The organism is Prauserella aidingensis, assembly GCF_024171865.1.
Lineage (GTDB): Bacteria > Actinomycetota > Actinomycetes > Mycobacteriales > Pseudonocardiaceae > Prauserella > Prauserella aidingensis.
The window spans coordinates 35,915-61,527 of record NZ_JAMTCN010000009.1; the positions used below are offsets into that span (position 1 = coordinate 35,915).

The following is a 25,613-nucleotide window of genomic DNA, read 5'->3' on the forward strand; positions in this document are numbered from 1 at the left end:
ACCCGTGACGCTGCGAACCCACGACGCTGTGTGAACCCGGCGGGCGTTCCGGTCGTCAACGCCACCGGACGACGTCGTCGGCCCAGGCGTCGAGGAGCGCGTCGTCGTGGCTGACGGCCAGCACACCGGTGCCTGCGGCGGCGACGCTCCGCACGAGGTGCACGAGCAGGGCGGTCGTGGAGGCGTCGACCATCGACGTCATCTCGTCGCAGATCAGGTAGCGCGGCCGCAGCACCAGCGCACGCGCCAGGCACGCGCGCTGCAGCTGGCCGTCGGACACCTCGTGCGGCCGCCTGCCCAGCAGTTCCCGGGTGAGGCCGACGGCCTCGGTCAGCTCGGCGACGATCCCGTCGTCCCTCCGTTTCGACGCGACGAGCGGCGCGCGGACGACGGCGTCCAGCGTCCATCGTGGATCGACGGCGAGTCGGGGTTGCTGGAACACCACGCCGATGGACGTGCGCTCCGCGGCCGAGACGCGATGCCGGAAACGCCGCACCGGCCGGCCGTCCAGTGTCACGCTCCCCGACCACGGCTCCAGCAACAACGCCAGCACGGCGGCGAGCGTCGACTTGCCGCACCCGCTCGGACCGGCCAGCCCCACCGTCGCGCCGGGGTGAAGCTCGATGTCGACGCCGTCCAGCACCGGCCGTCCCCGCCGATAACCGACGACCAGGTCCGTCGCGCTCAGCACGGCACGTGTCCCGCGATCAGCCGGCCACCCACGGCGACCGGTTCCGGATCACCGTTGCACGGCGGCCCCGGCGGGTCGGGCACGCGGGCGCAGAACGCGCACCCGCCGGGCACGTCGGTCAACTCGGGAGGATGGCCGGGAATCGGCTCGAACCCGCCGTCCGGCAACGCCCCCAGCAGCCCGCGGGTGTAGGGATGCCACGGGTCGGCGAACACCTCACCCGCGGGGCCCGCCTCGACGATGCGGCCCGCGTACATCACGGCGGCGTCGTCGGCCACGCGCCGCGCGGCCGCGAGGTCGTGGGTGATCAGCAGGACCGCCGTGCCCTCGGCGGCCGCCGCCGCGAGGCCGTCGGTGACGTGGTCGACGAGCACGCGGTCGAGGCCGGTGGTCGGTTCGTCGGCGAGCAGGACGTCGGGCTCACCGGCAAGTGCCAGCGCGAACCCGACGCGCTGGGCCATGCCGCCGGACAGCTCGTGCGGATACGCGTCGAGCGCGGCCGGGGAGAGGCCCGCGCGCTCGGCGAGGCCGTCCACGTCGCCGCGGGATGCGGCACCGCGCAGCGTGGTCCCGCGCAGCGTGGTCCCGCGCAGCTGCCGCACGGTCTCGGCCAGCTGGGCGCGGGCGGTGCGCACGGGCGTGAGGTGGCTCGCCGCCGACTGGGGCACGAGCCCGATCCGCCTGCCCCTGACCTGCCGGGACATGCTGCGCTCCGGCGCCGTGCACAGGTCGAGGTCGTCTCCGGGGCCGTGCAGCAGTGCGCGTCCACGCGTCTGCGCGTTCGCGGGCAGCAGTCCCAGCAGCGCCGACGTCAGGACGGACTTGCCGCACCCGCTCTCCCCGACCAGCGCCAGCACGCGACCCCGCCGTAGCCGCAGCGACACGTCCGTCGCCGCGTGCACAACCCCCGCTTTTCCCTTGCGTCCCAACAGGAATCGCACCGACAGCCGGTCCACGGTGAGCGCACTCGCGGGCTGCCGTGTTCCCGCCGACGTCGCCGCGTCCTCGGCGGACGTCGTCGTCACACGTGTGTCCGTCACAGGGCCAACTCCGATCTGCGCCGCGGGACGAGCCGGTCGCGCAGCGTCGCGGCGATCCCGGCCGTCGCGAGGGTGGTCAGCACGAGCAGCACCGACGGGAAGGCGACGTTCCACCAGCCGCCGAGCAACAACTCCGAGCGGGCGTCCGACAGGATGTTGCCGATGCTCGCCAGGTGTGGCGGCAGGCCCAGCCCGAGGAAACTCAACGCCGTCTCGTGCCACACCGCGTGCGGCAGCACGAGCACCGCCGACAGCGCGGCCTGCCCCGCGACGGCGGGAAGGATGTGCCTGCGCAGGATGTGCCCGCGCGTGGCACCGCCCGAGATCGCCGCGTCGACGAACGGGCGACGCCGCAGCGACAGCACCTCGGCGCGCACGATGCGGGCCACGGTGGTCCAGTGGGTGACCACGATGGACACGATCACGGCCGTCAGACTCCCCCGGTACAACGCCACGATGACGATGCCGAGCAGCAGGTGCGGGACGGCGTTGACGGTGTCGAGCAGGCGCATGAGCACCCGGTCGGGCCACCCGCCGAGGAACCCGGCCACGGCGCCGACGGCGGTCCCGAGCGTGATCGCCCCGACGGCGCAGATCGCCGCGACGAGGAGCGACACGCGCAGGCCCGCCAGTGTGCGGACGAACAGGTCACGGCCCGCCTGGTCGGTGCCGAACACGTGCTCCCCGCTCGGCGGAAGCCGCACCTGGGTGTAGTCGAACAGCTGCTCGCTCGCGGGCCACAGCCAGGGCACCACGATCGCCGCCAGTACCAGCACGCCGAGCAGGCCGGCACCGACGCCGAGCCGCAGCCGCGCCCGGCCGCCCGCTCCGCCGCGCGGCGTGCCCGCCCGGGTCCGAGCGGCCTGCCGCCACTGTCCTATCGCACCGGCGACGATCTCCCGTTCAGCCATCGGCACGCACCCTCGGGTCGGTCACCACGGTGGCGATGTCGGCCAGCAACGATCCGAGCAGCACCGCGACGGTCGCCAGCAGCGCGAGCACCGCCAGCAGCGGATAGTCGACGGCCAGGCCCGCCTCCACCATCGCCGAGGCGGCCCCCGGCCACGAGAACACGGTCTCCACCAGCACGGCGCCCGTCACGAGTTCGGGCACGCGGGTGCCCAGCACGTTCAGGAACGGCAGCAGCGCCGTCGGCAGCGCGTGCCCCGTGACGACCAGTCGTTCCGGCAGGCCCCGCGCCCTGGCGCCGATCACGTGGTCGTCGGCGAGCGCGGTGAGCAGCGACTGCCGCAGGTGCAGCACCAGCCACGGTGCCTGGGACACGCCGAGCACGAGCGCAGGCAGCACGAGATGCTCGGCGACCTGTGCAAAGGTGGCATCGGCGTCGCCGTCGGTCACCCCCGCGACCGGCAGCCACCCCAGGCCCAGCGAGAACACCCCGATCGCGGCGAACGCGACGACGAAGCTCGGCAGGCCCTCCATCCCCTGGCCGACCGCCGTCACGATGCGGTCGAGCAGACCGCCCTGCCGCCACGCGGTCACGACGCCGAGAACCAGCGCCAGTAGCGCGGCGACGACGATGCCCGTACCCGCGAGCAGGAGCGTCCACGGCAGCCGCTCGGCGAGCACGTCGGCCACGGGCTGGTGGAACACCCGGCTGGTGCCGAGATCACCGGTGACGATCCCGCCGAGCCAGTGTCCGAACCGGACGACGATCGGATCGTCGAGGCCCAGTTCGTCCCGCGTGCGGTCCAGCTGCTGGTCGCTCGCGGTGAAGACGTTCTCGCCGTAGTACTGGTGGATCGGGTCGAACGGCGATGCGGCACCCAGGAGGAACACCCCGCACGCGACGACGAGCAACACCGGCACCGCCAGTGCGATACGCCGCAGCACGAGCACGCCGACGGCACGGCGCCGGGACACGGCTCCACGCCCGGCCGCCACCCCGGCGCTCACGTCGGCGCTCACGACGCCGCCGTCCAGTTCTGCACGTTCCACCACGGTCCCCAGGTCAGGCCGTGCGTGTGCGGTTCGACCACCGGCCGGTAGCCGCGCCACCCGGCGTCGCGCAGCACGTAGCTGTGGTCGAGGAACGCCAGGAACACGAATCCCGGGTCGTCGCGCAGCTCCCGCTGCACGTCGCGATAGGCCCGGGTGCGCGGCCCTGGCGAGGACGCCGTACGCGCACGGTCCAGCGCATCGTCCACATCGGAGTCCGAGTAGAACCCGGGGTTGTTGTAGCCGTCGCCCCCGTACGACGAGTGCAGCAGCGGGTAGGCGACCAGGTCGGGTTCGAACGGATTGCCGCCACCGAGGACGACGGCATCACGCGCCATCCGCGGTTCGATCGCCTCCCAGCCGAGCCCTTCCAGGCGCACGTCGATGCCGACGGCGCGGGCGTCGGACGCGAACGCCTGCGCGAACAGTTTCCGCACTCCGTCGTCGGCGGGATACAGGAGCGTGAACGCCGCGCGGGTGCCGCCGCGGCTGCGGACGCCGTCGTCGCCGGTCCGCCAGCCCGCACCGTCGAGGATGCGGCGCGCCTCGGACCTGTCGAACGGGAACGCCGAGGACGGTTCGTGCAGCTGCTCGAGCACGGGCGGGATCGGCGTGCTCGCGGGCCTGCCGTGCCCCGCGAGGATCGCGTCGATCATGCCCTCCCGGTCGACGGCGTGGTTGAGCGCGCGGCGGACGGCGAGGTCCCCGGTGACGGGATGGCGCGTCGGGAGCGTCACGGCACGGTAGTCGGCGGTCCGGTGGTGGACGACGCGGTACCCGTCGAGGTCGCGCAGGGTGTCGGCGAGCGCGGGTGGGAGGGACGCGCCGTCGAACTCGCCCGCGCGCAGCCGCTGGGCGCGCGTGTTGTCGTCGCCCGCGAAGACGACCGTGATGGTGCGCACCGCCGGCCTGCCGCCCCAATGGTCGTCGTTGGCGGTCAGCACCATGCGGTCACCTTTGCGCCACTCGGCGAGTTCGTAGGGACCGGTCCCGACGGGGTGACTGCCGAACGACGAGGTGTGCAGCGGTTCCGGCTCCGCTCCGGGGCCGGGGTCCAGCGACTCCGCGGGCACGATGCCGAGCGTCAGTTTGTGCGGCAGCGGTGCGTAGCGGTGGACGAGGCCGAACCGGACCGTGTGGCCGTCGACGGCACGGACCGAGTCGATCATCTCGTACTCCGACGCCACGGTGGCCGCGTAGCGCGGATCGGCGAGCGCGCGGTAGGTGGCGACGACATCGGCGGCCGTGAACGCGGATCCGTCGTGGAACCGGACGTCGCGCCGCAGCGGCACCGTCCAGGTGAGCCCGTCCTCGGACGCCCGAGCGGGCCCGGCGGCGAGCGCGGGGCGGAGCTCGCGGTGGGCGTCGTAGTCGTACAGGCCGTCGAAGATCTTCGACGCGCCTTCCTGACCGTGGCCGAGCAGCGGGTGAAGACTCTCGTCCTCGTACGCCGCGGCCAGTACGAGGCCGTCGTCACCGGTGTCGCCACCACTGCCCTCCGGAGCGGCGCACGCGGCGGACATCCAGGTCAGCGCAGCGACGGCGCACACGAACGCGCGGCGGCGGTGCCTCCCTCTCCGCGGCATGCCCGCCTCCCCCGCACTCGCCGTCCACGTCGGTACGACAAATTATCTTTTCATATGATCAGATGACAACAACTGACCACGAGCGCGACCTCACGGGCCGGACGTCGCGAGCCCTCGGCCTACGCCGAGGCCGGACCGATCAGAGCGAACCCATGTCGGCCGACAGCCAGTGCTCGGGCCGCATCGTGATCACGGTGTGCTCGCCGAGATGCGTGCGCTCGAACTCCAGGAACTCCTCGGCCTGCTCCGCGGCCAGATACCGGACGGCCATCTCGACGGACAGGTCGTGATCGTCCTCCGAGAACTCCGCCGGGCCTTCCACGCTGACGTACCGGATGGTCGGCTCCACCCGCTGCACCATCAGGCTGAAGCGACCCGCAGCGCGAATGGCCCGCGCCTTGCGTGACTCGGGCCCGGTGCGGACCCAGAGATTTCCACCGGGCGTGTACTGGTACCAGATCGGCACGTTCAGCGGCGCCCTTTCGGCCGATTCGACCACGGACAGCGCGCCGATGTGCGGTTGTGCCAGGAATTCTTCGCGTTCTTCCTCTGTGAGCGCCATGACTCGACGCTAACGCCGACCACCGACATCCGCCGGTTTCGCCGACCCGGACGGACGGGCCGCGGCAGCAGGACCCACTGCGTCACCGCAGCGGCCGGCCGGCGTCACCGCAGCGGCCGGTCAGCGGCCGAGGAGCCTGCGGAACGACGCCTCGACGTCCGCGCGCTCGGGGAGCTGTTCGCGCACGATGCCCTGCAGCTGCCAGCCGCAGAACAGCACCGACAGCGCACGGCCGGTCTCCGCGTCGGTGTAGCCGGCGAACAGCTCGGCCAGCGCGGTGTCCCACTCCTGGCTGACGTGCTGCAGCGCGGGCCGGTGCAGCGCCGCGATGTAGAGCTGGTGTTCGACGATCGTCTCTGCCCGCGCCGGCCCGAGGTAATGCAGTACGAGTTCCGCGAGCGCCTCGGCGAGGTCGCCGCCGGCGTCCAGCCCCGCCGCCCAGATGCGCAGGTGTTCGACATCGTCGTCGGCCGCCTGCCGGAGCGCACTGACCAGGAGGTCGTCGAGCGTCTTGAAGTAGTAGGTCGTCGAGCCGAGGGGTACGCCTGCGGCCGCGGCGACCTTCCGGTGCGTCAGCTTCTCGACCCCGACCTCGGCGACCACCTCGATGGCGGCGCGTGCGATGCGCTGCCGCCGGTCCGGATCCCGCTGCCCGGCCGCGCGCACACCGGTCGACGGCGGCGTCGGGCCTGCGGAGCTCGTATCGGGGGTAGTCACGGTCTCGGAATCCTCACCTCGGACGTCTCACGTGCGGACCGTTCACCTTGCCATGCAGGGCGCCAGGAGCGGTGCGGCGCAGATCACCGGTTCTGCGAATCCACTGCTCGGCGGCATATTTTCGCCCACTCGAACGGCGCGGCCGAATCCGTTGGTGTACAGATGTACAGGTCTGGTGTTAGTGTCCTCCACCGTCGCCGCACGGCCCGCGAGAAATGCGGTCACGGGGAAATACTCCGCGACCGCCTCGCCCGCGCCGAGGACCGTTTCCACGCGCGGAATCGCCGGGGTACGGCGGCCACGGAAGACACGGCGGCCGCGGAAACGGTGTGCCGCACCGGATCCGCAGACCCGAGGCGGTCCCGGGAAACCGCGCGAGCACGCATGCGACCAGGCCGAAGCGGACGCGCGAGCCGCCGGTGAACGCTGCCGACGACACGAACACCGACGAACGAGGAAAAGGGGCGGAAACGACCATGCCGCACGCCGACAATTCGGCTGCCACGCTGTTCATCGACGGCGAATGGAGAACCGCCGCGGGCGGAGACACGAGGCAGATCCACTCCCCCGCGGACGGGACCCTCGTCGCCACGGTCGCCGAGGCGAGCCGCGCCGATGCCGAACACGCCGTGGCCGCCGCGCGCCGGGCCTTCGACGACGGCGCGTGGGCGTCGAGCTCGGCATGGGACCGCGGTGACCTGCTGTTACGCGTGTCCGACATCCTGGTGCGCGACAAGGCCGAGTTCGCCCGCGCGGAATCGCTCGACACCGGGAAACGGCTCGTCGAGAGCGAGTTCGACATGGACGACATCGCCGCCTGTTTCCGCTATTTCGGGAAGCTCGCGGGCACCGATTCCGGGCGGGTCGTCGACACCGGCACGCCCGATGCGATCAGCCGCGTGCAGTACGAGCCGGTCGGGGTGTGCGGCATGATCACGCCGTGGAACTTCCCGTTGCTGCAGGTGGCGTGGAAGGTGGCGCCCGCGATCGCCGCCGGTGACACGTTCGTGCTCAAGCCCAGTGAGCTCACACCGAGCACCGCGATCCTGCTCATGCGGGCGCTCACCGAGGCCGGGCTCCCCGCGGGCGTCGGAAACCTGGTGCTGGGCGCGGGCGCCGAGGTCGGCAGCGTGCTGGCCGAGCATCCGGACGTCGACCTCGTCTCGTTCACCGGCGGACTCCACACGGGACGCACGATCTCCGCGCTGGCGGCGCCGACGGTGAAGAAGGTCGCGCTGGAACTCGGCGGCAAGAACCCGAACATCGTGTTCGCGGACGCCGACTTCGACACCGCCGTCGACTTCGCCCTCACCGCCATCTTCCTGCACTCCGGCCAGGTGTGCTCCGCGGGCGCGCGGCTGATCGTGCAGAACGAGCTGCACGACGCGCTCGTCGACGAGATCGTGCGCAGGGCGGAGCGGATCCGCATCGGCGGCCCGTTCGACGACGACGCCGAGACCGGGCCGTTGATCTCGGCCGGACACCTGCGCAAGGTCGAGGATTACGTCGCCAGGTCCGTGGCCGAGGGCGCGGTCCTGCGCACCGGCGGCGGGCGCCCGGAGGGCGAGCGCTACGCCGACGGCCACTTCTACCTGCCGACCGTCCTCGACGAGGTGCAGCAGGGCTCGTATGCCGTCAGCGAGGAGTCGTTCGGGCCGGTGCTGACCGTCGAGCGGTTCACCGGCGAGGACGACGCCGTGCGGATCGCCAACGACACGCACTACGGCCTCGCCGGGGCCGTGTTCACCGGCGACCCCGCGAAGGCCCAGCGCGTGGCGAACCGGCTGCGGCACGGCACCGTCTGGGTCAACGATTTCCACCCGTATCTGCCGCAGGCGGAATGGGGCGGCTTCAAGCAGTCCGGAATCGGCCGCGAACTCGGCCGCGGCGGTCTGGGTGAATACCAGGAAGCCAAGCACGTCTATCAGAATCTGCGCCCCGGGCCGCAGCACTGGTTCTCCGGCGAATAGGCCGGAATCGCGGCACGGAAAACGATTCGCGGCACTTTCCGCACTACGCAGGAAACGACCACCCGGGAGAGGTGTGTCCGCACCCCGTCCCGGGAAAGGAGTTCAGGGCATGAGTGCGCCCAACCACGACGCCGGACTCGGCGAGTTCGGCTACACCAACAAACTGAAACGCAGTCTCGGCGGATTCCACACGTTCGCCGCAGGGATCAGCTACATCTCGGTGCTCACCGGCAGCTTCCAACTGTCCTACTTCGGACTCGGCCTCGGCGGTCCCGCCTACTGGTGGTCCTGGCCGATCGTGTTCGTCGGGCAGTTGCTGGTGGCGTTGAGTTTCGCCGAGCTGGCCTCGCGCTATCCCATCGCGGGCTCGGTCTACAACTGGGCGAAGAAGCTCGGCGGACGTCACGTCGGCTGGCTCGCCGGCTGGATGATGCTGCTGGCCTCGATCGTCTCGATCTCGGCCACGGCACTGGCCTACCAGAACACGCTGCCTCAGATCTGGGAAGGATTCCAGTTCGTCGGCGACGGCGGCAACGCCACGGACGCGGCCGTCAACGGCATCGTGCTGGCCATGCTGCTGATCCTGTTCACCACGCTCGTCAACGCCTACGGCGTGCGGCTCATGGCCCGGATCAACAGCACGGGCGTGTTCATCGAGCTGGTCGCCGCGGTGGCGCTGATCGTGGCGCTGGCGCTGGTCGTGGTGAACCCGCCGACCGTCGTGTTCGAGACCGCAGGCACGGAATCCGCGTACGGCGGCAACTACCTGACCGCGTTCCTCGTGGCCGGTATCGCCTCGTCGTACGTCATGTACGGCTTCGACACCGCCGCCTCGCTCGGTGAGGAGTCGATCGACCCGCACCGCAACGCTCCGAAGGCGATCCTGCGGGCGCTGATCGCGTCGTTCGTGCTCGGCGGTCTGATCCTGCTGTTCGGCATGATGGCCATCCGCGACCTCGACGCCCCCGAACTCGGCGTCTCCGGTCTGCAGTACGTGCTCAGCGACGCGCTCGGTCCGTTGATCGGCAGGCTGTTCCTGCTGGGCATCTTCGTGGCGATCACCGTCTGCGTACTGGCGGTGCACACCGCCGCGATCCGCATCATGTTCGCCATGGCCCGCGACAACGCGCTTCCCGGCGGCAAGCGGCTGGCCCGGGTCAGCCCGCGGTTCCAGACGCCGGTGCTGCCCGCCGTGTTCATCGGCGTGCTCGCGGTGGTGCTGCTGCTGGTCAACATCGGCCGGCCGCAGATCTTCACCGCGGTGACGTCGCTGGCGATCATCCTCATCTACATCTCGTACCTGTTGGTCACGATCCCGATGCTGGTCGCGCGCCTGCGCGGGAAGTGGAGGCCGACGAAGGAGGAGGGCCGGTTCAGCCTCGGCAAGCTCGGCCTTCCGATCAACGTCCTCGCCGTCGTCTGGGGCCTGGGCATGACGGTGAACCTCGCGTGGCCGCGCACCGAGGTGTACAACGCCGAACCGCCGCACCACTGGTACCTGCAGTACAGCGCCGTGTTGTTCGTCGGGATCGCAGCCGTGGGCGGATTCGCGTACTACTGGTTCGTCCAGCGCCACAAGGTCGGCGTGCTGGCCGACCACGCCGCCGGGACGTCCGCATCGGACTCCGCGGCGCCCGGGCCCGACGACGACACGACAACGCCGACGACCGACCGCGAAGCCTCGAGCCTCGCCTGAGCCGGAAGGGAATTCCCATGACCGATCAGTTCGACTACGTCGTGGTGGGCGGTGGCAGCGCGGGCGCCGCGGTCGCATCGCGGCTGTCCGAGGACCCCGACGTCACCGTGTGCCTGCTCGAGGCCGGACCGTCCGATGTGGGCGATCGCAACATCCTCGAGCTGAATCGCTGGATGGCACTGCTGGAGTCCGGCTACGACTGGGACTACCTCATCGAGCCGCAGGACAACGGGAACTCGTTCATGCGGCACGCCCGTGCCCGCGTGCTCGGTGGCTGCTCGTCGCACAACTCGTGCATCGCGTTCCGGGCGCCCGCCGAGGACCTCGACGAGTGGGAGTCGATGGGCCTGCCCGGCTGGGGCGCGAAGGACGTCTTCCCGCTGTACCAGCGGCTCGAGACCAACGACGGCCCCGGGGACCACCACGGCCGCAGCGGTCCGGTGACCATCCGGAGCGTGCCGCCGAACGACCCGTGCGGCGTGGCACTGCTGGAGGCGTGCGAACAGCAGGGCATCCCCACGACCGAGTTCAACTCCGGTACGACCGTGACCCACGGGGCGAACTGGTTCCAGATCAACGCCCGCGAGGACGGCACACGCTCGTCGTCGTCGGTGTCGTACCTGCACCCCGTCATGGACAGGCCGAACCTGGAGATCCGGACGAACGCGTGGGCGAAGAAGGTCACCTTCGACGGCACCCGCGCCACCGGCGTGCAGTACCTCGACGAGGACCAGATCCACACCCGCAGCGTCACGGCGCGTCGCGAGGTCGTGCTGTCGACCGGTGCGATCGACACCCCGAAACTGCTGATGCTGTCCGGCATCGGCCCGGCCGAGCACCTGCGCGAGTTCGGCGTCGGCGTGCTGGTCGACTCCCCCGGTGTCGGCTCCACGTTGCAGGACCATCCGGAGGGCGTCATCAGCTGGGACGCCAAGCAGGAGATGGTCTCCGATTCGACGCAGTGGTGGGAGATCGGCATCTTCACCCGGACCGACGAGGGCCTGGACCGGCCGGACCTGATGTTCCACTACGGCTCGGTGCCGTTCGACATGCACACGGTGCGGCAGGGCTACCCGACGTCGGAAAACGCGTTCTGCCTGACGCCCAACGTCACGCGGGCACGGTCGAGTGGCACGGTTCGTCTGCGCAGCAGGGACTTCCGGGACAAGCCCGCCGTCGACCCGAAGTACTTCACGCATCCCCACGACATGCGGGTGATGACCGAGGGCATCGAGCTGGCGCGCAGGATCGTCGACCAGCCCGCGATGCGTGACTGGGCCGGCGCCGAACTGTTCCCCGGGCTGGACGTGCGCACCGACGACGAGATCGCCGACTACATCCGCCGCACCCACAACACGGTCTACCACCCCGCGGCGTCCGTCCCGATGGGCGCCGAGGCCGACAAGCCGCTGGACGAGCGGCTGCGGGTGAAGGGGGTGCACGGACTGCGCGTGGCGGACGCCTCGGCCATGCCGTTCCTCGTGGCGGTGAACCCCAACATCACCACGATGGCCATCGGCGAGAAGTGCTCCGACATGCTCAAGGCCGACAACGCCTGACCGCGGGCGTCGCCGGCACCGTCCGACCCCGGGGCGGTGTCGGCACCGTCTCGCCGCGTCCGGGTGCGATCCCCCGGTGCCCGGACGCGGCGGCGCCTGCCCGCGTCGCGAAACCCCGAGCGAGTAGCGCTGTACCTCAGCGCGATCACCCTGGCCGAGTTGTCCGCCGGGGTGACCGCCGCGAGGACACCCGACGACCAGGCCGCCCGGCTACGTCGGCTGCAGTGGGTCGAAAGCAGCTTCGCGCCGATACCGTTCGATGCCGAGGCCGCGCGCTTCTACGCCCAGATCTACGCACGGGTCCGCGCCGAGGGGCGCAAGCCCCGCAGGCGACTCGCCGACCTCCAGATCGCCTCCATCGCCGGTGCACACCGCTGGCCACTCGTGACGCGCAATCCGGCCGACTTCACCGGCCTCGAATCCCTCGTCGAGCTCATCGCGGTGTGACCGCCGGTGTGCGTGACCGGGCGCGGGATGTGACCTGCGTCCGAGATGTCGGGTATCGGCCCGGCGGGGACGGCGCGTCGGCGATACTCCTGCGGTGACCTGGATGATCTGGCTCATCGGCGGGCTCGTGCTGATCGGCGCAGGGGTGGCGAGCGCGTATCTGCCGCGGCTGCGCGCACACGCGGAACGGAAACGCGCGGCCTGGGCGACGGCGAAAGCGACGATCGCCGCCGCAGAGGTGAGCCGCGACGCCTGCACCGCCGACGTCCCCGAAGCACGACGGCTGCTCTCCGAGGCCGAGGCGATGAGCGGCGGCCCGGACGCGGCCCGCGTCGCGACGGAGCTGGCCGAACGGGCCGACACGCTGTGGCGGGAGGCACGCCATGGCTGACCGCACCCTCGGAATCGTGCGCTGGCTGCTGGCGGGCCTCGCCGTCGCCGTCGCGGTGGTGTTCCTCCTCCACCAGCGCCAGGGAGACGTCGACGTCAGCTACGGGCAGTCGCCGTCGTCGGACTACGAGGAAGGTGACGCGGGCGAGCTGAGCGACCACTCCGTGCCCTCCACCGCCGAGATGGTCCGGCGCGTGCAGGCCGATCCCGTCGTCCGGTTGCCCGGGTCCGACGCGCAGTGGAACCGCGAGTGGCTGCGCGAGCACGTCGGCACCGGCGGTGTGCGGCTGCTGTTCGCCCCGCCGGGGCTCGACGAGCAGGAGACCGAGCGGGTGCTCGGCGTCGCCGAGGACCCCGCGCTCGCCGACGCGCCGTTCGAGCTGGTCACGGTCACCGGCACGAAGGTCCGCGGCGGCGTGTACACGGCCGCCGCCGACGACCTCGACGGGTTCCAGCGACAGTTCGCCGCGGGCGACGTCACCGGGCTGATCGCCGCGGTGATCACCGGCATGCGGGACGAGGGTGACGCTCCGACGGCTCCGCGCGTGACGTGGCGAGAACCGACCACGGCGGAGCTCGATGCGGTGGCCGCCGACCTGCAACGCGACCGGGTGCACGTCGCCGAGGGCGCGACACTGTCGGACGTGCCCGGCAACGCCTCGAACGCGTTCCCCGACACCGAACCGATGGTCGTCGCGCTGCCGCAACAAGACACCGCGCTGCAACAGGACACGGCGCAGCAGGACACGGGCCGGCCGGTTCCGGACTACGCACCGGCCCTCGCCGAGCGGTTCCCGGGCACGCCGATCGTCGTGGTGTACGGCTCGTACGTCGACTACGTCGGTCCACACCGCGAGGAGTTCTACGAGGTCGCGACCGCCGGGATGTACGGCATGCTGGGCGACCGCCTCAGCCGGTACGCCTACCCGCAGGACAACGTCCTGTTCGCATGGCTGAACAAGGTCACCGACATCCGGTACGCGGGCCTGTTCGACCGCGCGCTGCCCTACCAGCCGTTCGACCCGCTGAAGGTCACGATGCCCGCGCTGCCGTTCGTGTTCGGCGGCTGTGTGCTGGGCTTCGTCGTGCTGTCGGTGACCGCGCTGCGCCGCAGGCCCTCGCACGGCAGGCCGCCGACCGTGCGGATCGCCGCCCTGTCGGCGTTGTCGGTCGAGGTGTCCGGCCTGACCGGCGAGACCGGTAACCCGTCGTTGACCCGCGCGATCACGCACCTCAACGCGGCGAAGGAGCTCGACGGTTCCGCCGTGGGCACCAGGAACGCCCACAAACTGCTGGACAAGGCCGAAACCGAACTGGCGGAGACGGCGCGGCTGATCGGCCGCCGCGACTACGAGCCGCGACGCTACCTCGCGGGCTGGGGAGTGTGATCGGCGATGACCGTGTTGAGGAAACCGTTCACGCTGGCCGTGCTCGTCGCCGTCGCACTCGCGGGCTGGGCGGCGGTCAGCGGCGGGTTGTTCGACGGCGCCGTCGCGAGCAGGCTCCGCGCTTCGTCGGTCTACGCCGCGCCGGACTACGACCTGGACAGGTACGCCGCGGAGCGCGTGATCGGCAACCGCAAACTCACCGTCGCGTTCCTCTCCCCCGACGACGACGCGAGCGAGGTGTGCGACGACGTCGCGGGCGCCGCCGACGGCACCCTCTTCGTCGCCATGACCAGGGAGGGCGACGAGTGGTCGCCGTACGGGTGCAGCCACCACACCGACGACATCGGCACCGGCGTCGTCGCCGAATCCGTGATCTCCCGCGGCACCGACACGTTCGCCGACCGGCCGGTCGAGGCGCTGAAGGTCATGGTCGTCAACTTCGACCAGCTCGTCCGCTCCGGCCACGTCCCGGACGGCGCCCGCACGATCGACCCGCCGCTGCCGCGGTACCTGCTGGCGGGTGCGCTGCTCGGCGCGGTGGTGCTCGGCTCGGCGATCGCCTACGCCGTCGCACGCGCGATCGGCCGCCGCGCCGCCACCCGCCGCATCGACGCCGAGACCGGCGACGACGCCCGCAGCGTGCTGAACGCCGAGACGGGCGCGGTGTCCCGTGCCCTCATCGAACTGGACCGGACGTACACCCGCGCGGTCGGGGGCACGTCCACGGCGCAGCAGAACTTCGTCACGCGGTACCGCCACCTCGTCGACGAGTACGTGGCCCTGACCCGTGACGTCGCAGCCGCCGGTGACGAGGACGTGGACGCCCTCGTCGAGCGGGCACGTGAGCTGCATCGGACCGCCACCGAGCTGCAGGAGACGCCGTCGGCGCCCGTGTGACGACCGGTGCGGCCCGGCGGAAGCGCACGAGGGCGGGGACCGCCGGGTCCGGAGCCGGCGACCCTGGATCCAGGGGCTCGGCCGTCTCCGTGGGTCACTGATCGCTGGTCAACGGCACGAAGGCGACGGGCATCAGATCCTCGCGGCGCCCGCCCCGGACCCGGACGAGCTGCCCCGTGTCCCCGGAGCCCACCGGGCAGACCAACGTCCCGTCGGGGGCGAGCTGGTCGAGCAACGCGGGCGGGATGTCGCCTGCCATGGCCGCCACGGAGATCGCGTCGAACGGGGCTCGGTCCGGGGCGCCACGGGTGCCGTCCGCGGTGCGGATCTCGACGTTGTCGTGGCCGAGCTCGGCGAGCAGCTCGCGCGCACGACCGGCGAGTTCCGGCTGCCGCTCGATCGCCACGACCCGGCCGGCGCACAGGGACAGCACCGCCGCGGCGTACCCCGTTCCCGCCCCCACTTCCAGCACTTCGTCCCCGGAGCCGAGGTCCAGCATCTCCGCCATCCGGGCCACCATGTCCGGCGCCGAGATCGTCTGGCCCGCACCGATCGGCAGCGGGCGCTCGTCGTAGGCCTCCCCGGCGTGGTCCGGGTGCACGAACCGCTCACGGGGAACGACGGCCATCGCATCGAGCACGCGCGTATCGGTGACCCCGGCGCGCCGCACTCGCGCGACCATCGCCTCGCGGGCCTGTTCCGTGCTCATTCCGGGCGACCCCAGTTCTCGTTCTCGACAGTTCTCGACGGCGCTGGTCCTCGACGCCTTTCGTTCTCGACGGGCCTCGGCCCGTGACCTACCCGGCGAGGCGACCGCCGAATCACCCAGCGCCGCGTGTTGCGGATTCAGGGGACCGTGTTGCGCTTCCAGGAGATCGTGTTGCACGTCCAAGGCGCCGTGTTGCGCTTCCAGGAGACCGTGTTGCACGTCCAGGGGGCCGGCCGTCACGTGCCCGACGCTTGGTCGGCTCCGGAACCGGCGCCGTGACCCGGCGAACCTCTCGGCGACCGCCTGCAGCAGCGACCGCCGACAGGTCCGGACCCGGCGGGTGCGCCTCCGCAGTCGGCGAAGGTTCACCCGACAGCGTTCCTCACCCGACAGCGTTCCTCACCCGGCAGCACGCCTCACTCGGCCGGCGACTCAGCCGACGGTGAGGTTCAGGCGCGCATCGGTCACCAGCCCGATCAACGCCTCCCGGGTGAGCGTGTCGCTGGGGTGGCTCTGGGCGCGCAACACCAGCCCGTCGGTGCGGTAGTGGACAGCGGTCACGGTCGGCTCGTCGGCGGTCGGGAACTCCTCGGAACGCGCCTCCGCGCGGTACACCCGGACGATCGATCCGTTCGCGCCGTTCCGTGTCGCGACCAGTTCCCCCGGGGCGCTCGGGGAACGCCATCCGACGTCCTCGGCCACCGGCCCCTCGTGGCCGAACCGAACGAGACTGACGACGACCCGGTCCCCTGTGGACCGGTCCACGTAGGCGCTTCCCAGCTCCGGGGGACAGTTGACCGTTTCCATCGGGCCGCTCGGGCCCTCCTCGGTGAGGTCGATGTCCGGGAAGTGCTCCGCCAGCACATCCGGCATCGCGGCGCGGATGTCCTTCATCGTCTCGTCGGCACCGGGAAACGTACGGGAACCGGGGGCGAATCCCCGACCGGTGGGCTCACCGCCGCCCGGTTGCGCAGGCAGCTCGTCGATGTTCCGGCAGATCTCCGCCCGCTCGGGCTCCGCAGCCCGCCCGGACGTCGCCGAGTCCGCCGTGCCCGGCCCCGCGGCGGCGCGCCCGAGCCCTTCCCCCGGACCCGCCGACGTCAGCGCACCGATGGTGACAGCGGCGACGGCCACCACGGCCACCGCCGATCCCCCTGCCTGCAGCCGCCTGCGCCTGCGGGTGCCCGTGCGAGTGACGACCTCGTCCGGGTCGAACCCCAGCGGCGGCTCGTCGGCCACCGCGGCGCGCAACCGCTCGCGCATCTCCTCGTCGTTCATGGTGTGTACCTCCGCAACCCTGTCGTGGCCCCGCCCGCGGTGACGTAGTCGACCGCTGCCGACTCGGTTCCGAGCGCGGCCCTCATGTCGGCCAGTCCTCGTGCGGTCTGGCTCTTGACAGTGCCTTCGGAGCAGGCGAGCGCCTCCGCCGTCTCGCCGACGGAGAGCGACTCGAAAAATCGCAGCACCAGTACTGCCCGTTTGCGCGGCGCGAGCGTGCCCAACGCCCGTATCAGCTCGGCACGCAGTCCTTCCTGTTCCGCGGCGTCGGCGGGCCCCATGCCCGGGTCCGGCCGCTCGGGAACGAACTCGCCGCGGCTCTCGGAACGCCGCCACGGTCGGCGTCGCTCGTCGAGCCAACAGCGAAGGAGGATCTTGCGGGCGTAACCGACCGGATGATGCGCCCTCGACACCCGCTTCCAGGCGCCGTACATCTTCATCAGCGTCGTCTGCACGAGGTCGTCGGCGAGATGCCAGTCGCCGCACAACAGGTACGCACTACGGCGCAGCGCCGCCGAGTGGGCGCGGGCGAACTCGCGAAACCGTTCCTCATCAGACTTCCGCATCCGTGCTCCCTTCCAACACCACTACTGCATACGGGCACGGAGCCGGGAAGGTTGCCCGCTGCGCCGAAACGGATCGGTCACGGGACGTCACGCACGGCCGGGGCACGTGCCGAAGGGACGGTCACGACTGCGGGTCGACGCAAGCCGGGGCCGTGGCCACACCCGGCCACGGCCCCGGCGAAGGAGTGTCAGCTGCGCGCGTCGACGCCGAGCGCGTCGATCACCGCGAAGAAGACCTCGGTGTTGTCGAGTACGCCGTTGAAGCGGTCCTTCTCCCCGCCGAATAAAAAGTGACAAAACGGAATACGAAATCACAAAGGTGTCGATATATCGCAAATGTCACTCGCGAATATTCGTTTCATTCAGAAAGGAATCTTGACGGTGGCCGCGACCTCCGGCACACACAGGTTCACACCTGTTCGATGTCGAGTGCGGCGCCCGACCCGACGTGGTGTCACACGGCGAAGAAGTCCCCGACGACCTGTCCACCACCGCGCGCGGCGACCTCGTCGTGTACCCAGCCGCCGATCGCGACGTCGAGTACGCCCAGTCCGAACGGCGAGAACAGCGCCGGCGTCCCGGGTTCGCGCGTGAGGTCGCCGCGCACGACGTCGGCGATCGTGCCGTGGACGAACTCCCGGTGGCCGACCTGCTGCTCGGCGAGATGCAGCGACGTCCGCTCCCGCACGGCGTGGTCGACGTCGTCGGTGACGTTGGTGGAGGCGAGTACGAGCTCGGGCGCGAAGTCACGGAGGGAGATGTGCAGCACCACCGGAGCGTCGGCGAGCAGCGCGGGATCGGTCAGGTGCGGCGTCCCGGCCACCGTGGCGACCACGACCAGGTCCGCGCCGGCGAACGCGCCGGAGACGTCGTCGGCGACCGTCACGGGCGCGGCGGGGCCGTCGGCGGCGAGGACGTCGGCGAACCGCTGGGCGTTACCGCGATCGGTGTCGAACAACGCGAACTCGCCGATCTCCCACGACAGGTCGCGCAGGAACATGCGCACGTGGTCGCTGATCAGACCCGTGCCGACGAACCCGACCCTGCCCGCCCGGCGCTCACCGAGCAGTTCCTGCGCGCCCAGCACGGCGGATGCGGCCGTGCGCGTCGCGGAGACGATCGACGCCTCGAGCAGCGCGTACGGGTAGCCGGTGTCGTAGTCGTTGAGCACCATCACCGCCGAGGCACGGGGAAAGCCGTGCGCGACGTTGCCGGGGTAGCTGGCGATCCACTTGATGCCCGATCGCGGCGCGGCACCGTCGTCGAGGAACGCGGGCAGCGCGATGATCCGGTCCCGTGGCCGGTCGGGAAAGCGCAGGAAACTCGAATGCGGATTGGTGCTCGCACCGTCGGCGTGCGCCAGGTAGGCGGCACGGACGGCATCCAGGGCGCCTTCGCGGTTCCCCTCGATCGTCGCGGTCACGTCCGCGGCTCCGATGACGCGCAGTCCTACGGGCGGGCGCGGGCCGGTCTCGATCGATCCCTCGGTCACGTGCGGTCCTCCTCGTCGGTGTCAGTGGTTCTCGGAGTGCCGGTGGCCCTCGATGACGAGCCGGGCCGCGGCGACGGATTTGCGTACCACCAGTTCGGGCGCGTACCCGTGCTTCGTGAACACGCCGTCGAGCCAGAACATGCCGTAGCCGTGGGCCTGCGTGAACAACTGCTCCATGAGCTCGAGTGCGTTCTCGGGCCGGTCGGACACGGCGAGACACAGCATGAGGAACTGGTCGGTCAACCGCCGGGTCTGCTCGTGCAGTTCGATGTACTCACCGCTCTGGAGCCCGCCGGTGTAGATGACGTTCATGCCGGCGCGGCGTTCGATGACGTACTCGGTGTAGGCACCCGCCGCGGCGGAGAGCGCCTCGGCCGGGTCGGCGATGCCCTCGGCCGCCGCGGCGACCCGGTCGGCGAGCCTGCTCGCGACGGCGGTGGCGACGGCGGCGAGCAGGCTCTCCCGCTCGGGGAAGTGGCGGTAGGGCGCGCCCGGGCTGACCTGCGCACGCCGGGCCACCTCGGCCACGGAGAACCCGGCGACCCCCTGTTCGGCGATGAGGTCGAGCGCGACGCGGACGAGCTCGTCGCGGAGCTCGCCGCGGTGGTACCGGTCACCCATGGCCGTGAACACATTTCTGTATCGGAATATGTAAGACCCCTCTCACGTCGTTACGTGAGAGGGCCCTTACTTCGGGGCTCGTGATCGAGTATCGCAGGAGTTCTGATGAGCACAACGACGCACGCCATCGCCGCACCCGGCCCTGGCGCACCGCTGGAGCGGACCACCATCGAGCGGCGCGACCTGCGGCCCGACGACGTCCTGATCGACATCGCCTACGCGGGTATCTGCCACAGCGACATCCACCAGGCGCGCGGTGAGTGGGGCGAGGCGATCTTCCCGATGGTGCCCGGGCACGAGATCGCGGGCACGGTCGCCGCGGTCGGCTCCGCGGTGACCGAGTACCAGGTCGGCGACCGAGTCGGCGTCGGCTGCATGGTCGACTCGTGCGGCGAGTGCGAGTACTGCCGGGCGGGCACCGAGCAGTTCTGCGTCAAGGGCAACGTGCAGACCTACAACGGCGTCGGCTTCGACGGCGAGCCCACCTACGGCGGCTACAGCCGGCAGGTCGTGGTCAAGGACGCCTTCGTGTGCCGGATCCCGGACGGCATCGGCCTCGACGTCGCCGCGCCGCTGCTCTGCGCGGGCATCACGACGTACTCGCCGCTGCGCCAGTGGGGCGCGGGCCCCGGTAAGAAGGTCGCGGTCGTCGGCCTCGGCGGCCTGGGCCACATGGCCGTGAAGATCGCCGCCGCGATGGGCGCCGAGGTGACGGTGCTGAGCCAGAGCCTGAAGAAGCAGGAGGACGGCAAGCGGCTCGGCGCGACCGAGTACTACGCCACCGCCGACGAGTCGACCTTCGACGTGCTGCGCGGGCGGTTCGACCTGATCCTCAACACCGTGTCGGCACAGATCCCGGTCGACGCCTACCTCGGGCTGCTGCGCACCGGCGGCGCGATGGTGAACGTCGGCGCACCCGGCGAGCCGCTGTCCTACAACGCGTTCTCGCTGATCGCGGGCAACAAGGCGCTGGCCGGTTCGATGATCGGCGGCCTCCCGGAGACCCAGGAGATGCTGGACTTCTGCGCCGAGCACGGCATCGGCGCGGAGATCGAGACGATCTCGGCCGACGACGTCAACGAGGCCTACGAGCGCGTGTCGGCCAGCGACGTGCGCTACCGCTTCGTGATCGACACCGCCACGATCGGCGCCTGACACCCGTCGCCGGAGGCCCCGGAGACAACTCCTCCCGGGCCGCCGGCGGAGGGCGGCTATAGGGTGCCGAGCGTGAGTGCCACCACGCTGGGAGCGGACGTGAACACCGACGCGGACGGGAAGGACCCCGACGCACCGGCCCCGGAGCAGCCCGCGGGCGGTGTCGCGCGCCGGGTCGCACGTCGGATCGGACCGTCCACCACGGCCGTCGCGTGCTACGTCGCCATGATGGCGCTGTCGTGGCTGCTGGTCGAGGTGGCCGGCCTCAGCCCGCTCACCCTGCGGGGCGCGGTCACGCCGATCGCCGCAGGAGCCGTGGTCGCCGTCATCGCGATCGCGCTGGCGATCCGGTTCGCCTCCGACCGCCTCGCGGGCGCGGTCGCGGGCGTGTACGCGGGCTGGATCGGCCTGGTGCTCATCAACGCGCTTCACGGCACGCCGTTCGGCCACAACGAACTGCACAACTGGGACACCCTCCGGATGTCCGCGCTGGCCAACCGGCTGACGACCACGTGGGGCAGCACCGACGCGTTCCTTCCCGGACTGCCCTCCGAGTACCCCGTGCTGTACCCGTGGCTGGTGGCGCGTGCCTCCGAACTCCTCGACCGGCCCACCTGGAGCCTGGTCGGGGCCATGGAGATCCTGTTCATCTCGGCATCGGCGCTCGTGGCCTTCCTGCTGTGGCGCAGGCTGACGACCCCGCCCGTCGCGCTGGCGATGGCCGCCGTGGCGCCTGTCGTGTTCATGCACGGCCACAAGAGCTACGAGATCCTCACCCTCGCGGTGTTCGTGCCGTGGGTGCTGGCCACGTTCGCGGTCCTGTCGCGCGACCGGGGCGGTCTGCACTGGCTGCCCGCGGGCGTCATCGGCGGGCTGTTCGTCTGCACGTACACCGGCTACCTGATCTTCGGTGTGGCGGGCGGAATGGCGATCATCGCCGCGCGGCTGCTGCGACCGAACCGCAAGCCGTACCTGCTCCATCTCCTCGGCGTGCTGGTGACCTCGGTCGTCGTGTCCTCATGGTACGTCGTCCCGCTGGTGTGGGCCTACCTCACCAAGGCGCGCAACGTCGTCGCCGACACCTATCCGAACATCGTCATCGGCCAGGAACCGGTCCCGCTCCCGTTCCTCGAGGCGACCCCCATCGGGCTGCTGACACTGGCCGGACTGTTCGGCCTGTTCTGGTACCGCACCCGCGAATGGTGGGCCCTGCCCATGCTGCTGTTGCTCGGCGGCATCTACCTGTACTGGGCCGTCTACATGGTTCAACTGGTCGGCAACGGGCACACCGGGTTCCTCGTGAAGATCCCGCGCATGGTGACCATGGTGCTGGCGACGGCGGGCGTGCTCACGCTCGTGCGCGTGGCCAGACCGCTGGCCGAACGGTTCCGGCTCGTACCTCCACGCAGTGTCGGCGTCGCCGCACTGGCCGTGCTGCTGGTGTCGTCGGGGCTGCTGGCGTGGGACAAGTGGACACCGGGAAATCCCAAGGGTTTCGCCGACGCGGAACCGCGGGTGCAGGAGTCGGAGCTCCACCCCAATCCCGCCCTCTTCGCCCACATGCAGCCGGGTCCGGACGGCCGGCCGTCCCGGTTCGTCCCGGAGGACCTGGTGGCCACGCCGATGCCGGCGAACCGGATCGCCGCCGAGGTCGAGGCGCGGCTCGGCCCCGACGCTCGGCCGATGTCGCTGTCGACCGACATGCGGCTCTACGCCTACGAGCTCTGGTGGGGCTACCTGCAGCGCGGCCACTACTCGGCCAACAGCCTGATGCGCTACACCGAGCGGTCGGCCGAGCTGGAGAAACTCGAGGCGATCACGGACCCGGCGCGGTTCGCGGCCGCGTCGGCCGACACGCGGTTCGGCGGCATCGACGTGTTCCTGCTGCGGAAGAACCCCGACGGCTGGTACTTCAACAACCGCGTCACCTTCGACCCCGCGTCGTTCCGCGGCGGCGCGTTCGACATCGTCGACGACCTGCCCTCGGGCCTCGTGCTCGCCGTGCGGAATCCCTGACCAGGGGCCTCACTCGAGCAGGCCCATCAGACCGGGCAGCCCGAGCGACAACTCGGGCACGAACGTGACGGCCAGCAGCACCAGGAGGAGTCCGGCGAAGTACGGCAACAGCTTCGGTACGACCTGTTCGATGGACACCCCGCTGACGCCGGTGCCGACGAACAGGACCGACCCCACGGGCGGGGTCATCGTGCCGATGCACATCGCGAGGATCAGCACCATGCCGAAGTGGACGGGGTCCATGCCGAGTTCCTCGGAGATCGGCAGCAGGATCGGCGTGAAGATGAGGATCGCGGGCGTGATGTCCATGAACGTGCCGACCACGAGCAACACGAGGAGCATCAGCAGCAGGACGATCGTCTTCGAGTCGGCCACCGACAGCAGCGTGTCCGTGAGCGCCCCCGGGATACCGGTGTAGGCCATCACCCACGACATGCCCGCGGACGCGGCGATGAGGAACATGACGATGCCGGTCGCGGTGACCGTGCGGGTCACGACCTCCGTGAAGTCGCGCCAGGACATGCTGCGGTACGCCAGCGCCAGCACCAGGGTGTAGAGCACCGCGATGCCGGCACCCTCTGTCGCGGTGAAGACGCCGAAGACGATGCCGCCCACCACGACGACGATCAACAGCAACCCGGGCACCGCCCTGAGCAGCACCCGCGCCGCCTCCGCCATTCCGACGCGGCCCAGCTTCGGGTACCGCTGCCGCCGCGTGAACACGTACGCGATCGCCATGATCACGAGGCCCATGAGGATGCCCGGCACATATCCCGCCATGAACAGCGCCGACACCGACACCCCGCCCGCGACGGTGGAGTAGACGATCGCGGCGGTCGTGGGCGGGATGAGCAGGCCGGTCGGGGCGGACGCGACGTTCACCGCCGCACCGAACGCCGGGTCGTAGCCCGCTTCCTTCTGGCGGTCGTGCAGCGTGCTGCCGACCGCGGCGGCCGACGCGACGGCCGAACCGGACAGCGACCCGAACAGCGTGTTGGCCAGCACGTTGGTGTGGGCCAGCGCTCCCGGAACCCGGCCCACGGCGACGAGCGCGAGGTCGACGAGCCTGCGGGCGATGCCGCCGGTGTTCATGATGTTGCCCGCGAAGATGAACAGCGGGACGGCCAGCAACGAGAAGCTCTCGATACCGACGTTCAGCTGCTGGCCGACGACGTAGGTGGCGTCGTCGGCTGGCAGGAACATCAGCGCGGTCACCAGTGAGGCGACACCGAGCGAGACCGAGATCGGCACGCCGGAGAACAGCAGGATGAAGAAGGCGCCGAACAGGATGGCGGCGGCGGTCAGAGCGCCCATCAGTCTGTCCCCTCCGTCTCGGTCGGGACCTCACCGGTGAGGTCCTCCCAGATGTTGAGCACCTGCGCGAACACGATCGCCACACCGGCGATCGGCCCGATCGTGTAGACCAGGCCGCGGGAGATCCCCAGCAGCGCCGAGTAGTTCGTGGCCGCACCGAGCGCGAGCATCGTGCCGCCGATCACCAGCACGACGACGGCGAACACCAGCACGAGGACGTCCGTGCCGACGATCAGCCCGCGCTGCACCGGAGGTGCGAACTTGTCCCGCAGGAACAGCAGCGACATGTGTTTGCGGTGCAGGAAGGCGTACGCGGCGCTGATCAGCGACGTCCAGATGAGGGCGTAGCGCACGAGCTCCTCGGTGAAGGCCGCGGGCGTCCCCAGCACGTAGCGGGTGAACACCTGGTACAGCACCAGCAGGGTCATGACGACGAGCAGGGCGCCCGCGACGGCGGCGAGGACGCCGCCGAGCACCCGCCGGACCCGGTTCAGACGATCGTGGGTGGTCATAGGAGATCCTCAGTCCCTTCCCGACTCGATGACGGAGAGGAGCCGTGCGACCTCCGGATACTGCTCGGCGTACCGGTCGACGACCGGCTGCGTGGCTTTCCGGAAGGCGTCGGTGTCGACGTCGGTGACGAACCGGACGCCCATCTCCTTCGCCTCGGCGACCGACTCGTCGATGCGTTTCTCCCACGCGACCTTCTGCCGCTCGGTCGACGCGCGAGCGGCCTCGGAGAGCAGTTGCGCATCGGCCGGGGAGAGCCGGCCCCACGTCTCGGTGCCGATCACGAGCATGTCCGGGATCCAGGTGTGCTCGGTCATCGAGAACACTTTGGACACCTCGCCGTGTGCGCTGTCGGTCAGCACGGTCTCGTTGCTCTCGGCGCCGTCGATCAGCCCGGTCTGCAGCGACGTGTAGGTGTCGCCGAAGGCCATCACGACCGGTGCGGCTCCGAGCGCGCCGACGAAGTCGGTCTGGGACCGCATGTCCTGCACGCGCAGCTTCAGCCCCCGCAGGTCCGCCGGCTTCCGCACGGGAGTGTTCCGCGTGTAGAACGACCGCGCACCCGAGCTGTAGTAGGTCAGTCCGACGAATCCCTTGTCGGCGGTGGAACGGAAGTAGTCCGCCATCTCCGCCGAATCCATCACCTCGTAGAACTCCCGCTCGGAATCGAACAGGTACGGCAGGCCGAAGGTGTGGTAACCGGGGTCGTAGGTCGCCAGGCCCGGAGCGCTGACCCGCGTCATGTCGACGATGCCCTCGTGGAGCTGGCCGAGCACGCTCGGTTCGTCGCCCAGCTGGCCGTTGCCGTAGATCTTCACCTCGATCCGGCCGCCGCTGCGCCGCTTCACGTCCTCGGCGAACGAGTCGAGTGCCTGCGAGGTGACGTGGTCGTCGCCGAGGTTGTTCGCCAGGGTCAGCACCAGTGGGTTCTCCGGCGTCGCCTCGGCGCTCGTCCGCGCGCCCGACGCGGGCGCGCACGCACCCACCGCCGCGACGAGGATCAGGGCGATGATGCCGCTCATGCCACTGATCAGTCGGTTCCTCATGCCT

The 25,613-nt window shown here is 70.7% G+C and carries 24 protein-coding genes; 9 read left to right on the forward strand and 15 right to left on the reverse strand.

Annotation, left to right across the window (positions count from 1 at the left end; genetic code table 11):
• Window positions 1–55 precede the first annotated feature (55 nt).
• The 7 genes from LY13_RS12070 to LY13_RS12100 all read right to left on the reverse strand — a co-directional run bounded on the left by LY13_RS12070 (window position 56) and on the right by LY13_RS12100 (window position 6,555).
• The gene (locus LY13_RS12070; protein WP_253828486.1) at window positions 56–691 is read right to left on the reverse strand and encodes an ABC transporter ATP-binding protein; all 636 of its coding nucleotides are present in this window, start codon (window positions 689–691) and stop codon (window positions 56–58) included.
• Window positions 685–1,716 carry an ABC transporter ATP-binding protein gene (locus LY13_RS12075; protein ID WP_253828487.1) on the reverse strand — a complete coding sequence of 344 codons (1,032 nt, stop codon included), beginning with the start codon at window positions 1,714–1,716 and terminating at the stop codon, window positions 685–687. Before LY13_RS12075 ends, LY13_RS12070 begins: the two co-directional genes overlap by 7 nt.
• An 11-nt stretch (window positions 1,717–1,727) precedes the next feature.
• Window positions 1,728–2,642, reverse strand: coding sequence for an ABC transporter permease (locus LY13_RS12080; RefSeq protein WP_253828488.1), 915 nt, complete (start codon window positions 2,640–2,642; stop codon window positions 1,728–1,730).
• Window positions 2,635–3,693, reverse strand: a complete 1,059-nt coding sequence (locus LY13_RS12085; protein WP_253828489.1) for an ABC transporter permease — start codon at window positions 3,691–3,693, stop codon at window positions 2,635–2,637. Before LY13_RS12085 ends, LY13_RS12080 begins: the two co-directional genes overlap by 8 nt.
• Window positions 3,657–5,276: an ABC transporter substrate-binding protein gene (locus tag LY13_RS12090; RefSeq protein ID WP_253828490.1), complete on the reverse strand. Its 1,620-nt coding sequence runs from the start codon at window positions 5,274–5,276 to the stop codon at window positions 3,657–3,659. The genes LY13_RS12085 and LY13_RS12090 overlap by 37 nt, the downstream gene beginning before the upstream one ends.
• 139 nt (window positions 5,277–5,415) lie before the next feature.
• Window positions 5,416–5,838 (reverse strand): pyridoxamine 5'-phosphate oxidase family protein, encoded by a 423-nt coding sequence (locus LY13_RS12095; protein ID WP_253828491.1) that lies wholly within the window; start codon window positions 5,836–5,838, stop codon window positions 5,416–5,418.
• A 120-nt stretch (window positions 5,839–5,958) separates the two neighbouring features.
• Window positions 5,959–6,555, reverse strand: coding sequence for a TetR/AcrR family transcriptional regulator (locus tag LY13_RS12100; protein ID WP_372493817.1), 597 nt, complete (start codon window positions 6,553–6,555; stop codon window positions 5,959–5,961).
• A 476-nt stretch (window positions 6,556–7,031) separates the two neighbouring features.
• Between LY13_RS12100 and LY13_RS12105 the strand changes: the two genes are divergently transcribed.
• The 7 genes from LY13_RS12105 (at window position 7,032) to LY13_RS12135 (ending at window position 14,902) form a co-directional block, all read left to right on the forward strand.
• Complete coding sequence (locus LY13_RS12105) at window positions 7,032–8,525, forward strand: aldehyde dehydrogenase family protein (RefSeq protein WP_253828565.1); 1,494 nt, start codon at window positions 7,032–7,034, stop codon at window positions 8,523–8,525.
• Between the two features lie 109 nt (window positions 8,526–8,634).
• A complete protein-coding gene (locus LY13_RS12110) occupies window positions 8,635–10,221 on the forward strand; it encodes an APC family permease (protein WP_253828492.1) in 1,587 nt (528 codons plus the stop codon).
• A gap of 17 nt (window positions 10,222–10,238) precedes the next feature.
• Window positions 10,239–11,780, forward strand: coding sequence for a GMC family oxidoreductase (locus LY13_RS12115; RefSeq protein WP_253828493.1), 1,542 nt, complete (start codon window positions 10,239–10,241; stop codon window positions 11,778–11,780).
• A 63-nt stretch (window positions 11,781–11,843) separates the two neighbouring features.
• Window positions 11,844–12,227 (forward strand): type II toxin-antitoxin system VapC family toxin, encoded by a 384-nt coding sequence (locus tag LY13_RS12120; protein ID WP_308216316.1) that lies wholly within the window; start codon window positions 11,844–11,846, stop codon window positions 12,225–12,227.
• 103 nt (window positions 12,228–12,330) lie between these two features.
• Window positions 12,331–12,618 (forward strand): DUF6403 family protein, encoded by a 288-nt coding sequence (locus LY13_RS12125; protein ID WP_253828566.1) that lies wholly within the window; start codon window positions 12,331–12,333, stop codon window positions 12,616–12,618.
• Complete coding sequence (locus tag LY13_RS12130; RefSeq protein ID WP_253828495.1) at window positions 12,611–14,005, forward strand: hypothetical protein; 1,395 nt, start codon at window positions 12,611–12,613, stop codon at window positions 14,003–14,005. The genes LY13_RS12125 and LY13_RS12130 overlap by 8 nt, the downstream gene beginning before the upstream one ends.
• A gap of 6 nt (window positions 14,006–14,011) precedes the next feature.
• A complete protein-coding gene (locus LY13_RS12135; protein WP_253828496.1) occupies window positions 14,012–14,902 on the forward strand; it encodes a hypothetical protein in 891 nt (296 codons plus the stop codon).
• A gap of 94 nt (window positions 14,903–14,996) precedes the next feature.
• Here the strand turns inward: LY13_RS12135 and LY13_RS12140 are convergent, their stop codons facing one another.
• From LY13_RS12140 to LY13_RS12160, 5 genes are all read right to left on the reverse strand, one after another.
• On the reverse strand, window positions 14,997–15,611 hold the full coding sequence (locus LY13_RS12140; protein WP_253828497.1) for a protein-L-isoaspartate(D-aspartate) O-methyltransferase: 615 nt from the start codon (window positions 15,609–15,611) through the stop codon (window positions 14,997–14,999).
• 432 nt (window positions 15,612–16,043) lie between these two features.
• Window positions 16,044–16,889 (reverse strand): hypothetical protein, encoded by an 846-nt coding sequence (locus LY13_RS12145; RefSeq protein ID WP_253828498.1) that lies wholly within the window; start codon window positions 16,887–16,889, stop codon window positions 16,044–16,046.
• Window positions 16,886–17,455, reverse strand: coding sequence for a SigE family RNA polymerase sigma factor (locus LY13_RS12150; protein ID WP_253828499.1), 570 nt, complete (start codon window positions 17,453–17,455; stop codon window positions 16,886–16,888). Before LY13_RS12150 ends, LY13_RS12145 begins: the two co-directional genes overlap by 4 nt.
• 454 nt (window positions 17,456–17,909) lie before the next feature.
• Window positions 17,910–18,947 (reverse strand): 2,3-diaminopropionate biosynthesis protein SbnB, encoded by a 1,038-nt coding sequence (gene sbnB, locus LY13_RS12155; protein WP_253828500.1) that lies wholly within the window; start codon window positions 18,945–18,947, stop codon window positions 17,910–17,912.
• A 21-nt stretch (window positions 18,948–18,968) separates the two neighbouring features.
• Entirely contained in the window at window positions 18,969–19,568 is a 600-nt protein-coding gene (locus LY13_RS12160) for a TetR/AcrR family transcriptional regulator (RefSeq protein ID WP_253828501.1), read from the reverse strand.
• A gap of 105 nt (window positions 19,569–19,673) precedes the next feature.
• Between LY13_RS12160 and LY13_RS12165 the strand changes: the two genes are divergently transcribed.
• Together LY13_RS12165 and LY13_RS12170 are read left to right on the forward strand one after the other, a co-directional pair.
• The gene (locus LY13_RS12165; protein ID WP_253828502.1) at window positions 19,674–20,723 is read left to right on the forward strand and encodes an NAD(P)-dependent alcohol dehydrogenase; all 1,050 of its coding nucleotides are present in this window, start codon (window positions 19,674–19,676) and stop codon (window positions 20,721–20,723) included.
• 72 nt (window positions 20,724–20,795) lie between these two features.
• Window positions 20,796–22,739 (forward strand): arabinofuranosyltransferase, encoded by a 1,944-nt coding sequence (locus tag LY13_RS12170; RefSeq protein WP_253828503.1) that lies wholly within the window; start codon window positions 20,796–20,798, stop codon window positions 22,737–22,739.
• A gap of 9 nt (window positions 22,740–22,748) precedes the next feature.
• Here the strand turns inward: LY13_RS12170 and LY13_RS12175 are convergent, their stop codons facing one another.
• Genes LY13_RS12175 through LY13_RS12185 form a run of 3 tightly spaced genes read right to left on the reverse strand, consistent with a single transcriptional unit; the run spans window position 22,749 to window position 25,609 of the window.
• Window positions 22,749–24,053, reverse strand: a complete 1,305-nt coding sequence (locus LY13_RS12175) for a TRAP transporter large permease (RefSeq protein WP_253828504.1) — start codon at window positions 24,051–24,053, stop codon at window positions 22,749–22,751.
• The gene (locus LY13_RS12180) at window positions 24,053–24,565 is read right to left on the reverse strand and encodes a TRAP transporter small permease (protein WP_253828505.1); all 513 of its coding nucleotides are present in this window, start codon (window positions 24,563–24,565) and stop codon (window positions 24,053–24,055) included. The genes LY13_RS12175 and LY13_RS12180 overlap by 1 nt, the downstream gene beginning before the upstream one ends.
• A gap of 9 nt (window positions 24,566–24,574) precedes the next feature.
• Entirely contained in the window at window positions 24,575–25,609 is a 1,035-nt protein-coding gene (locus LY13_RS12185; RefSeq protein WP_253828506.1) for a TRAP transporter substrate-binding protein, read from the reverse strand.
• Between the last annotated feature and the right edge of the window lie 4 nt (window positions 25,610–25,613).